Source organism: Pseudoalteromonas rubra (assembly GCF_001482385.1).
Taxonomy (GTDB): domain Bacteria; phylum Pseudomonadota; class Gammaproteobacteria; order Enterobacterales; family Alteromonadaceae; genus Pseudoalteromonas; species Pseudoalteromonas ardens.
Genome location: NZ_CP013612.1, coordinates 101,218 through 112,942 on the forward strand (window position 1 = coordinate 101,218; position 11,725 = coordinate 112,942).

Annotated in this window: 9 protein-coding genes; 6 read left to right on the forward strand and 3 right to left on the reverse strand. The window is 46.1% G+C overall.

Annotated elements, in window-relative coordinates; all coding sequences use genetic code 11:
• Nucleotides 1-26 precede the first annotated feature (26 nt).
• From AT705_RS19935 to AT705_RS19955, 5 genes are all read left to right on the forward strand, one after another.
• Nucleotides 27-4,028: a hybrid sensor histidine kinase/response regulator gene (locus AT705_RS19935; protein ID WP_058798130.1), complete on the forward strand. Its 4,002-nt coding sequence runs from the start codon at nucleotides 27-29 to the stop codon at nucleotides 4,026-4,028.
• A gap of 219 nt (nucleotides 4,029-4,247) precedes the next feature.
• Nucleotides 4,248-6,281 carry a S9 family peptidase gene (locus AT705_RS19940; RefSeq protein WP_058798131.1) on the forward strand — a complete coding sequence of 678 codons (2,034 nt, stop codon included), beginning with the start codon at nucleotides 4,248-4,250 and terminating at the stop codon, nucleotides 6,279-6,281.
• A gap of 192 nt (nucleotides 6,282-6,473) precedes the next feature.
• Nucleotides 6,474-7,472 carry a S41 family peptidase gene (locus AT705_RS19945; RefSeq protein ID WP_058798132.1) on the forward strand — a complete coding sequence of 333 codons (999 nt, stop codon included), beginning with the start codon at nucleotides 6,474-6,476 and terminating at the stop codon, nucleotides 7,470-7,472.
• Nucleotides 7,473-7,761: 289 nt separating this feature from the next.
• Nucleotides 7,762-8,520, forward strand: a complete 759-nt coding sequence (locus tag AT705_RS19950; protein WP_058798133.1) for an alpha/beta hydrolase — start codon at nucleotides 7,762-7,764, stop codon at nucleotides 8,518-8,520.
• An 82-nt stretch (nucleotides 8,521-8,602) separates the two neighbouring features.
• The gene (locus AT705_RS19955) at nucleotides 8,603-8,893 is read left to right on the forward strand and encodes an energy transducer TonB (RefSeq protein WP_058798134.1); all 291 of its coding nucleotides are present in this window, start codon (nucleotides 8,603-8,605) and stop codon (nucleotides 8,891-8,893) included.
• 430 nt (nucleotides 8,894-9,323) lie between these two features.
• Here AT705_RS19955 and AT705_RS19965 read toward each other — a convergent pair whose 3' ends face one another.
• Nucleotides 9,324-9,677, reverse strand: coding sequence for a MerR family transcriptional regulator (locus AT705_RS19965; RefSeq protein ID WP_058798136.1), 354 nt, complete (start codon nucleotides 9,675-9,677; stop codon nucleotides 9,324-9,326).
• Between the two features lie 81 nt (nucleotides 9,678-9,758).
• Here AT705_RS19965 and AT705_RS19970 point away from each other — a divergent pair, with 81 nt between their 5' ends.
• Entirely contained in the window at nucleotides 9,759-10,574 is an 816-nt protein-coding gene (locus AT705_RS19970) for an aminotransferase class IV family protein (RefSeq protein ID WP_058798137.1), read from the forward strand.
• A gap of 59 nt (nucleotides 10,575-10,633) precedes the next feature.
• Here the strand turns inward: AT705_RS19970 and AT705_RS19975 are convergent, their stop codons facing one another.
• The gene (locus AT705_RS19975; RefSeq protein ID WP_058798138.1) at nucleotides 10,634-11,236 is read right to left on the reverse strand and encodes a hypothetical protein; all 603 of its coding nucleotides are present in this window, start codon (nucleotides 11,234-11,236) and stop codon (nucleotides 10,634-10,636) included.
• Entirely contained in the window at nucleotides 11,233-11,721 is a 489-nt protein-coding gene (locus AT705_RS19980) for an RNA polymerase sigma factor (protein WP_058798139.1), read from the reverse strand. The genes AT705_RS19975 and AT705_RS19980 overlap by 4 nt, the downstream gene beginning before the upstream one ends.
• Between the last annotated feature and the right edge of the window lie 4 nt (nucleotides 11,722-11,725).

Below are 11,725 nucleotides of genomic sequence, written 5' to 3' on the forward strand. Positions count from 1 at the left end.
GAAACGCCAAGTAAGGATTGAGTGAAATGAAAAGCTTAAGAGCTAGCTTCTTTATCACTTTTTTAGTGATGCTGGTTGTAAGTTGTGGGATCGGCTTGATGTCGCATTTTGTAAGGACAGAAGTCAATACCCTATCACAGAAACAAGCACAGTTATTCCAACTTACGGAACTTGCTCATGAATTGAAACTCAGCTCGGATAACTTAACGAATTTTGCCCGGGCCTATGCGGTAACCGGCGATGAAAAATGGCAGCAGTTGTTTCAGTATGTTTTGCTTGTACGGGATGGCGAAGTGCAAGCCCAAAGTGCCAATACTTTTGATTATTGGGATAATCTTGCGTCGCCACATACCAGTTTGCCAAAGCCAGAGCGGATAGAAGACGGGCATAATATTATCGAGCGCTTTCAACAACTGGGGGCACAAGATTTTGAACTGTTGCAAATGCAAAACGCCCTGTCTACGTCGAATGGGTTAGTGGGGTTAGAAAGACAGGCGTTTAATGCCATTCAGGGGATCTACCGGGATGAGTATGGTAATTGGGTGGAAGGCGGGAAGCCCGACTTAACAAGCGCACAGAAAATTTTATTCAGTGATACATATTTAGCTGAAAAATCAAAAATTATGACCGCAATTGGTGAGGCGCACAGAGCAATTGCAACACGCCTTAATAATGAATTGCAAAGCCATCAAGACAGCCTCAACGCTGCTTATATGTTCAGGAATGTATTTAACCTGATATTACTCATCAATATCGCATTATCATTTTATCTGTTGTGGAAATTGTACATTAACCCAGTAGCCTCCATCCAAAAGCAGGTGGTCAACAATGTGGAACGAGGTAACTATAACTTTACGCTCGATGAATCCGTAAAAGGGGAGCTGTCAGGACTCTCTGTGTCTATGAATAAGTTGCTTAATGACTTGTCTGAGCAACTTGAGTTTAACACCATTATGAAGGACTTTGGTCTTGCACTACGAGGCAAGAAAAGCCCGCATGATCTTGGGGAAGAGCTGTTACAGTTTCTGGAGCAGCGGTTATCTGTGCCATTACTTGGTTTATATGTATTTGAAGATCAGAAAGCACTCAACCGAGTTGCCGGGACAGGTTATAGCAGCAGCTGCGCCACAACATATACCAATTATGACTCCATTCACTTTCATGTTCTTAGCACTCAAAAGCCCTACTCTATGAAGTTTGAAAAAGAGCAATATGCTATTGAGTTGAACGGACAAAAGCTCTCTATTAGTGAGCTATATTACTTCCCGCTGGTGGTGAGTAACGACAGTATCGGGTTATTGGAATTAGGCAGCCTGGTTGAGCTGACAGAGCAGGACTACAAGTGGGTTAAATCGGTTATTAATGATCTGGCGGTGAGTTTGCAATTGACCCAAAATATTGACCTACAGTCTAAAGCAGAAAAGCGCATTGTTGAGCAGCTTGAGTTGAATAAGAAAATTCTCAACGCCATCCCAAGCCCAATGTACTACAAAAATAGCGAAGGCCAATATTTAGGCGTAAATAGCGTTTTTAATCAATACTTTGGAACATTCGATGCCGATGTGTTGGACGCCACGGCTGAGGATATTTTCGATTATGAAATTGCTCAGGTTTTTGAGCAATCCCATCAGGATTTAATCGACAGAGAGTCAAACCACCATTATGAAATTACGATCGAGAATGCAGAAGGCGACCCCAGAAATTTCATTGTGTACGAGGCGTTATTTACCAATGCTGAAAATCGGCTGGCAGGCGTGGTTGGTTTGCTGCTTGACGTGACAGAACGCAAACAAATGGAGCAAGAATTAAGGCTGGCCAAAGATAAAGCCGATGAAATGAGTACCGCAAAAGGGGAGTTTTTGGCAAATATGAGCCACGAGATCCGAACCCCGATGAACGCCATAATCGGTATGAGCCATTTGGCGCTCAGAACTGATCTTACCCCTCAACAGATGGGCTATATCAATAAAATAGATCAAGCCGCGAAAAGTTTGCTGGGGATCATTAACGATATATTAGATTTTTCCAAAATTGAGTCAGGTAAGCTTGAAATTGAAAACATCGACTTTTCTTTGCAAGAGGTCATGGACAATGTGGTCAACATCAATGTGATTCGGGTGCAAGAGAAAGGCCTGGAGATGTTGCTAGATATCGCCCCTGATGTGCCAATTAGCCTGATTGGCGACCCTCTGCGTTTGGGGCAGATCCTGATTAATTTGTGTGGTAACGCCATTAAATTCACTGAGCAGGGTGAAATTACTATTTCGGTGACTGTCGCGGAGCAATCTGAAGACCTGGTAATCTTAAAGTTCTCGGTGAAAGATACGGGCATTGGCATGTCTCGCGAGCAGCAAAATAAGTTGTTTCAGGCTTTTTCGCAGGCAGATGGTTCAATCACACGTAAGTATGGTGGTACCGGACTTGGTCTGAGTATCTGCAAGAAACTTGTGGAGCTTATGGGGGGCTCTATTGGTGTTCACAGTGAGCAAGGGAAAGGCTCGGAGTTCTTTTTCACCATAAAGAGTAGCTTACAGTCGGCTAAGCTCACCAATGTAATCTGCCCTGACAGTCAGCTCGCGGGTAAGCAAGCGCTGGTTGTTGATGACAATGAAAGTGCACGGGCTATTTTAACTAATTTGCTTAAAGCAATGAAGTTTCAGGTGACGTGCTCTGCCAGTGGGTCAGGCGCCATTGAACTGGCGCAAGCCGGGGTTTATGACATTATTTTTATGGACTGGAAAATGCCGCATATGAGCGGTATTGATGCGATTAAACATATTCGGGCATTAGAGCTGGAAACAGAACCTAAATATGTGCTTGTCACAGCATATGGTACAGATATAGGCATGAACTCAGAGGTGCATGAACTGATTGACTCGGTCATTTTGAAGCCTGTGAATGCATCTGTGCTGCTCAATTCGATCATGGAGTCTTTTCAGTTGTCGGAGCCGCAAGGGGAGAGTGAGTCATATAGAAAGGTCGACAATACCGCGCTTTTATTTGAGCAACAGCATGTACTTTTGGTTGAAGACAACAGCACAAATCAGGAAATTGCCGCAGAAATGCTGTCCTCGTTAAACCTTCAGGTAAGTATTGCTGAGAATGGTCAGGTTGCGGTCGAAATGATTAAAGAGCAAGCGTTTGACATTGTACTGATGGACATACAAATGCCCGTTATGGACGGATATTCTGCAACAAAATACATCAGAAAGCTCAGTCAGTTTAACGCATTGCCAATTATCGCAATGACAGCAAACGTCATGAACGAAGATCTTCAAAAGTGTCAATCTGCCGGAATGAATGACCATATTGGCAAACCAATCAACTTCAATCAAATGGCAGAAACAATACGCCATCACTTGTATAAGCAATCTGAGCTTACTGATCCCGCAGTGCTGAAAAATGAAGCTGAGCTGGATAATGGAAAGGACGCGAAAAACGATGAGCAAATCGAAATAGCAGGTGTAGACGTTGAACGGGCTATCAAGCGACTGGGCGGCAATGACAAGGCGTTTTGGAGCATTATTAATAAATTTGCCAGAAACCAAATTGAGGAAACCATTAATTTGAATCAGGCGCTGGTCATAGGAGACCTGGAACATGCTGAGCGTATTGCCCATTCTCTGAAGGGGGCAAGTGCCAATTTATGCATGGATGACTTATCAAAACGCGCCGCAGAGATTGAAAAAGCGATTGGCAGCGGTGAGCAAGTCGAGTTGGAACAGGTAGAGCATCTGACTGAATTCCTGAGGAAGCTACACAAGCAGCTGAGTGAACTAAATCAGGAAGATACACCTTCAATTAAGCGAACAAATGTAGTTAGTTTAAAGGTAACGAAAGAGGACTTTACTCAGCTTGAAGCACTGCTGCTTAGTTGTGATATGCAATCAGTTGAACAGGTGCGCGAGCTTGCCGCCAGCCATAAGTTGGATGAGGCGACCAGCAAGCAGCTTATTGATCTGATTGAAGACTTTGAATTTGAAGAGGCTACCAAGGTGGTTGCCCATTTGTTAGAAAAATCAGCGTAGTGAACCCACAGTGCCATCAAGGGATATAAACAAAAGCGTATCAAGCTCAACCGATTAACAGCCAGACATAGGTTTGGCTGACTTAAGCGACATTCAATATCTGTGTGACTTTATAACACATCGGGTTTTTATTCCGTTTTATCGCGTATTGGATGACATCTGTATTCAGCTGAATAACTATGTGGCCTTTATTAAAATGATAACAATAGGAGGCTGCCCATGCCTTTTGGACTGAAACGTACTTTGCAATGTTCTTTACTGGCGTTTGCAACACTACCCGTATTGGCGCAGGCAAATGCCGGGCTACAGGCTGAAGATATTTTTGAGCTGGAGTATGCAAGCGATCCACAGATTTCGCCCAATGGTGCGCAAGTGGTGTACGTACGTAACAGCAACGACGTGATGAAGGATGCCAAAAGACAAAATTTATGGCTGGTCGATGCAAAAACGGGCGTACAGTCTCCTTTGTTCTCAGACGAAAACCGCTACTATCAGCCGCGCTGGTCACCCGATGGCAGTAAGATCGCCTTTTTGAGTGATGTGTCTGGCAGCACTCAGGTGCACGTGCATTATATTGCGCAAAACCGCACGGCTTTGCTGACTCAGTTACAGTCTGGGATAAGTGACCTGACCTGGTCGCCAGATGGTAAATGGCTGGCATTTAGCCAAAAAGTTGAGGAAAAGCCAGCGGTGATTGCCAAGATGCCGGCAAAACCAAAAGGCGCAAAATGGTCCGAGTCGGCCATTGTGATTGATAAAGCCTATTATCAGGCGGATGGGCGCGGTCTGGTTAAGCCCGGATATCGGCAAATTTTTGTGTTGCCAAGTGAGGGCGGCACGCCTCGTCAGCTGACTTCAGGTAACTATCACCACAGTGGTAAACTGGCGTGGCGCAGTGATTCAAAGGGCATTGTGTTCTCGGCAAATCGCATTGCAGACTGGGAATACAAGCGACTGGAAGGCGATCTGTTTGAGGTTGATTTTGCAGGTAAGATCACACAGTTGACCAATGCACCGGGACGTGAGCACTCGCCGAGTTTTTCGGAAAATGGCAAACAGCTGGCGTTTTTGAGTTCATCGGGCGAGCTGAACCCTTATCGCAATCACAAGCTGAACATTATGAACTGGCAAAGCAAAGAATCGCGCATGATAGCGAAGGACTTTGACCGTTCAATCCAAAGCCCAAGCTGGATAGGCAGCACTAAGCTGGCAATGGCTTACGACGACCATGGCATGCGCAAACTGGCGACGATTACGACCAAAGGCAAAATCAAAGACCTGACCAATATGCTGTCAGGCACCACGTTGGGTCGCCCTTATCTGAGCGGTCAGTTCAGCGCCAACTTTGATGGTGAGATTGCTTTTACCAAAGGCTCAAGCTCGCGTCCGGCTGATGTCGCTGTCACAACCAGTAAAGGCAAGGTAAAATCGCTAACTGCGCTGAACGAGGACTTACTGGCACACAAATCACTGGGTAAAGTGCACGAAATCACATACAAATCCTCGTTTGATGGTGAACAGATCCAGGGTTGGTACATCACGCCACCAAATTTTGATCCGAACAAGAAGTATCCATTGTTGATGGAGATCCACGGTGGTCCACATTTGGCTTATGGCCCACATTTCTCGGCTGAGTTACAACGCTATGCAGCACAGGGCTATGTGGTGTTTTACGACAACCATCGTGGCAGTAGCTCATATGGTGAGCGTTTTGCCATGTTGCTGAAATACAAGTACAGCTCAAAAGAAGACTTTGCCGATCACAACTCAGGTGTAGACGCCATGATTGCCAAGGGCTTTATTGATCAGGATAACTTGTTTATCGCGGGTGGCTCTGCGGGCGGTATCGCGACTGCCTATGCCATTGGCCTGACAGATCGCTTTAATGCTGCTGTTGTTGTTAAGCCAGTGATCAACTGGTTAAGTAAAGTACTGACCGCCGACAGTGGCTTGGTGCAGATCCCCACTCAGTTCCCGGGGATGCCATGGGAGCATGTTGACCATTACTGGGAGCGCTCACCATTATCTCTGGTTGGCAATGTTACCACGCCGACTATGCTGATGACTGGCGAAGAAGACTTGCGTACGCCAATGGCTGAAACAGAGCAGTTCTATCAGGCATTAAAACACCGTAAGATAGACTCTGTACTGGTGAAAATCCCGGGTGCACCACATGGTATTGCCGGGCGTCCTTCGCGGATGATCAGTAAGATAGAACATACGCTTGCGTGGTTCGAAAAATATAAAAAGTAACAGGAAAAGCCGCGTAATGCGGCTTTTTTAATGCCTGTTAGCACAAGACAAAATAACCCGACTGGTGCGCCTTTATTCTGCCCGAGGATCCTGTGATGCGCTGAAAAAAGCCTGAGCAACGAGAAAAAATGAACGTTTTACTGAACTGGGTATCTTAACTGCCTTCTAACTAATAATTAGAAGGAATAACAAATGAGGCTTATTCAGTACCTTGGCTTATCTCTGGTGATGCTACCTTGTATAAGCAGTGCCAATGAGGACTTTAACAAGCAGGAAGTTGTCAGCACCTTAGTGAATGAAATTGAAAACAGTTATGTTGAAACAGACAAAATTCCCGGCCTGGCAAAGAGCTTGCAGCAACTTAAAGATAACCCTGCCTTTAAGGATGCTGTTACTAAGGATGAATTTGCCGCTTTGTTGTCCGCAGAGCTGGAAAAAACCGACCCGCATTTTGGCGTACAGTGGCGCGATCCGAGCGGTGTTGTGGCACAGAAAAAATATGAACCTTGGTTCACTAAACTGGCGCGTAACAACTCTGGCTTTAACAAGGTCGAGATCTTGCCTGGCAACGTCGGTTATATTGACTTCTGGGGCTTTGATAATGTTACGGATGAATCAAAACGTACCGTGACAGGGGTGATGAAGTTTGTGGCCGATGCGGATGCATTGCTCATTGATTTGAGAAAAAATGGCGGTGGAAGCGGGGAAATGGTGCAGCTGATAAGTAGCTATTTTTTAAAGCCTGATACGCATTTAAATAGCATCTACTGGCGCACCACCAACACCGCGCGCGAATTTTATACAATAAAAGAGGTCGCAGCGAAGGCGAATTTGACCATTCCATTGTATGTGCTCACGAGCAAAGGAACCTTCTCGGCAGCCGAAGAGTTTGCCTACAATCTGAAGCACTTGAACAGAGCCACGTTGGTGGGTGAAGTTACCAAAGGGGGCGCAAATCCCTGGCAATTCTACGAGCTGGGTAACGGTTTCCGGGCTGGCATTCCTATTGCCAAGGCTATCAACCCTGTAACCAAAAGTAATTGGGAAGGCGTCGGAGTGAAACCGGACATCGTCACGACCAGTGAGGCGGCTTTCAATACGGCTTATAAACGTGCACTCAAAGACATCGCTAAGGTCGCTGATAACGAATATCAGCTGGCGGAAATAAAGGACAAAATCGATACTCTGTAACTGTTTCTACCCGCAAGTGCCTCCCTGGTCGTCATGCACGGCAAAAAGGAGAACACATGCGGTAAATTTTGCTATCAAAAAATGTAGCTTTTGACGAATGCCCCTATTTTTCGAATTCAATGCCTACAATATCGTCAAAGTATTTCGCTGGCGCTGAAGTTTGTCGATACTTGTTAAAACAGCCAGCATAAGCAAGGAACTAGGTTTTTATCTGGGTACAAAAATGTGACATTGGACGTTTTAAGGCTGCATAATACGGCAGTTTATAACGATATAGTTCAGGAGTTTTATGAAGTTTTTAAAAGGATTTGGTCTGGTAACTGCCTGCTGGTTGAGCACCGCTGCGGCCTCCGTTCAACCAGCCAGCGTTTACGATAAAGCCCGTGACAGAGCCATTCCGGTTGAGATCACTTATCCCGAATCTCAGTCACAGTGCAATGAAAAAGCCCTTTGCCCGGTGGCGTTCCTCGGCGCTGGCTACGGTATGTCGCATACTGATTATACCTTTTTAGCCAAAGTGCTGAATAAACACGGGTATCTGGTGGTTGCAATCGGACACGAATTACCGGGCGATCCGCCGCTTTCAGTCTCTGGTAATTTGTTTGAAACGCGCAGTGAAAACTGGCAGCGTGGTGCAAAGACACTGGAGTTTCTACACGGTGAATTGCAACGCAGCATAACAGGGTACGATTTTAATAATTTAACTTTGGTTGGCCACTCAAATGGCGGAGATATTGCTGCCTGGCTGGGTAATGAAGGCAAGCCCTATGTTAAACAGATCATTACCTTAGACCACCGCCGTGTGCCATTACCAAAAACTAAGGATATCAAGGTACTGTCGATACGCGCAAGCGATTTTCCGGCAGACTCGGGCGTGCTGCCCAGCGAAGCGGAGCAAGTCGAGTTTGATAGCTGTGTGGTGACCATTCCTAAAGCGCGCCATGATGATATTGCCGACTTTGGCCCTGTCTGGTTAAAAGACAAGATAGTGCAGCTTATTCGTCTGCATTTGGGCGGAAAATCTTGCAAACAGTTGCAACAAGCATAGTGGGCTGATAGAAAGACAATGACGGTGTGCGAGCCACACTGTCATATTCACCAACTAATCATAATAATAAGAGCACCCTCATATGAAATACTTACTAATTGCCCTGTTTACCCTGGTTTTTATCGGCGGCTGCTCGTCAACTTCGCAGTCAGATCCTCAGGTTAAAAACGGCTATGTTCAGATGCAATTCGATATTAACGAGCAAGGCAGGCCCGAGAACATCCGAATTATTGAGTCAAGTCACAATGGCTTATTTGACCAAGAAGCCATACGCTCACTAAAAGAATGGAAATATAACCCTAAGACAGAGAATGGCACACCCGTCAGACAGACCAACCAAAAGGTACAGCTGGAATTTGATATTAAAAATTAAGCAGGCAGTTCGTGAACAAATTTATTTCGATTTGTCCCGTTTGTGGGTAATTTGACGCGCGGTTCTTCGTTTAGTGCCTATTCTAGATTTGACTTTCATCGGGCACAACAATGCAGCAACAGCGGCCAACAGTGGAATTACTACAGCGCCCAACAAAATCATGTCGACAGACCGTATGGTAAAAGCGAAGACTGATATGAGCATTATGCTCAGGCTCATTGCGCCTGTTATCGTCCATAAAGCGCCTTTGTGAAGATAAAGTAGCGAACCACATAGTTTACAACGGACTTTTGTATCAAAGATAAGAAGCGATTTCTGCAATGGAGAAATTCCATTTTGGGCACATTCAGGGCACTTCATTCACAAATTCCATTGAGCAAGATGAGTATCATACTACTTTGATTTAACAACAATGGGTATGGGCGCTGGCTTACCCTTGCTCTATTTCCTCCAAAAACCGACTGAGTATCGCTTTACTCTCAGCCAGTCGCGCGGCTTTTTCATCAACGGCTTTGATTTCGCTATGTAACAGGTTTCTGAGCTCGTCACAGGGCTCAAAAATGGGCCTGTCGCCGCGAATACAGGGTAAAAACTGCAAAATGGTATTTAGTGTCATGCCTGCCGCGCTCAGTAACTGAATACGGGTCAGAGTCTGGATATCACTCGGTGTGTAGTGGCGATAGCCTGAGGGGGAGCGGCTGGGGTGAAGCAAGCCTTGCTCTTCGTAATACCGCAGCATGCGAATGCTGATCCCTGTTTGTTTCGATAACTCGCCGATTTTCATGATGTGCTCTTGACTCTCACAGTACTGTCAGGGTTTATAGTACTGGCTTCCAAAAAAGGTTTCAAACCGGGAGTTAATTGTATGAATGAACACATCTTTACGCCGCAAACTGTGGTCAATGGCACGCTACTTCAGAGTTCACAGATGAGCCAGCTGGCCTTCTCTGGTTTTGCACATTTTACCGCTATGCAGGTACGTGACGGCATGGCTAAAGGAATGGATCTGCATCTGGACAGGTTACGTCATGCCTCAGTCGAATTGTTTGGTCAGGCATTGTCTGATGAAGAAATTCTGACGTCTGTTCGTACTGCCATCGTTGCGGCGGGCACGGACTTGTCTTTGACGGTGACCTTGTATTCTGCTCATGGAGAGTTCACCCTGGATAGTATGGACACCCAGCCGAATATTATGGTTCGCACTGGTGTACCCGCGAATGGACCGAGCGGACCGCTGAAGCTGCTGGCTACCGAATATTGCCGACCTTTGCCTGAAATTAAACATGTTGGGGAGATCAGTAAAACTCACTACCTCCACAAGGCTGCACAGCAGGGCTATGATGATGCTGTATTTATAGATGATACCGGTTGTCTGAGTGAAGGGACCATCTGGAATCTGGCCTTTTGGGATGGTGAAACGGTGATTTGGCCACAGGCGCCAAAACTACAAGGCACTATGATGAGCATGGTTCAGCGGCAACTACGCTTACTTAATATCGAGCAGCGTACTGAGCCTGTGACATTGGCGAGTTTGCTATCGCTTCGCGGGGCTGTGGTGATGAATTCCTGGACACCAGGTGTAGAAGTGGCGGAAATTTCGGGCCACAGCCTGAAAGAGTCTGAATCCTTATCTGAGCTTTTTCATCAGGCTTATACGGCTGAGCCTATGCAGGCAATCTAGCGCGCTTAGCCCCGTTGCGTAAGCTATTCGGGGCTTGATGATGCATGGCCGTAATGTGCTTATTCATCGCTCAGTTCATTAAGTTGCTGTTCAACGCGCGCCAGCAAAGGTCCGAACCTTTTCTCGGCGGCGCGTTTATTCCAAAAGTAGATCCCCACCATACCAAGCAGCACGATCAGGTAATACAATTGCATTTGCGTATCGAGTTGAATCACCCCTTTATCATCCATGTTGGCGCCCAGCGTGATCAGCATAACACTGACAAAAATGGGCGCTATGTACCACCAGACTATACTCTCCAATAGCTGCTTTTGCTGAGCAAGCCTCTGCTGCTCCTGATGTAAATATGCCCGGATACTGTCATCTTTGCAGGGGGAAAGGCGGCGAGCTTTAAGCAATTTATAGGGGATGTACAGGCTCGTCAGGGTGGCCAGAATACAGCCTAAAGACTGGACCCAGTTAAAGCTAATGGTGAGGCCATACAGCCAGACGGGAATAAGCAACAATGAAATGGAGATTTCCATAAAATCGCGCACTTTAATATCACGCTGATATTTTTTAGTTTTGACTTTAAGCTCATCGATTTGCAACGCCAGTTTTGCTTCTGAGCTGCTCGTTTCGATTTGCTGTGCAAAGTTGTGTTTTAGATCATCCAGCTTCATGATTCATCTCCTACAAAGTTCTGTTCAAACTCACGCTTAATGCGCTTTATCCGTGAGCGCACTGCGTTGTCACTTATCCCTAATACTTGTGCAATGTCTTCCGATTTCAGGCCATCCAGATACATCATCAGGACGCCAGCATCGATATCACTGAGCTTGTCCATAAACTGATTCAGAATATCGGCCTGACAGCCAGCTTGTTCAGCGTGAGGTTGCTGTTTGCTGTGCCTCGAAACGGATTGTTTAATGTCATTGTGTTTAATTCGGGTTTTGACAAAGGTGTTGGCCGTATTCAGCGCGACTTTATACACCCAGGTGCCGATTGAGGAGTGTCCCGAAAAGCTTTCATAGCTGCGCCACAGTTGCAGCAGAATTTCCTGATACATATCGTCGCGGTCACTCGCTCCGCCATAGCGGTCGGCGATGTATCGGATCCGCCCATCGTTGTCAGCGAGCATCTGTTTGAATGCGTGTTGTGTGTTCACTGTG

Excerpts from the sequence above, each read along its gene's own strand:
- AT705_RS19935 (WP_058798130.1), top strand. The coding sequence starts at position 27 with ATGAAAAGCTTAAGAGCTAGCTTCTTTATCACTTTTTTAGTGATGCTG.
- AT705_RS19940 (WP_058798131.1), top strand. The coding sequence starts at position 4,248 with ATGCCTTTTGGACTGAAACGTACTTTGCAATGTTCTTTACTGGCGTTT.
- AT705_RS19945 (WP_058798132.1), top strand. The coding sequence starts at position 6,474 with ATGAGGCTTATTCAGTACCTTGGCTTATCTCTGGTGATGCTACCTTGT.
- AT705_RS19950 (WP_058798133.1), top strand. The coding sequence starts at position 7,762 with ATGAAGTTTTTAAAAGGATTTGGTCTGGTAACTGCCTGCTGGTTGAGC.
- AT705_RS19955 (WP_058798134.1), top strand. The coding sequence starts at position 8,603 with ATGAAATACTTACTAATTGCCCTGTTTACCCTGGTTTTTATCGGCGGC.
- AT705_RS19965 (WP_058798136.1), bottom strand. The coding sequence starts at position 9,677 with ATGAAAATCGGCGAGTTATCGAAACAAACAGGGATCAGCATTCGCATG.
- AT705_RS19970 (WP_058798137.1), top strand. The coding sequence starts at position 9,759 with ATGAATGAACACATCTTTACGCCGCAAACTGTGGTCAATGGCACGCTA.
- AT705_RS19975 (WP_058798138.1), bottom strand. The coding sequence starts at position 11,236 with ATGAAGCTGGATGATCTAAAACACAACTTTGCACAGCAAATCGAAACG.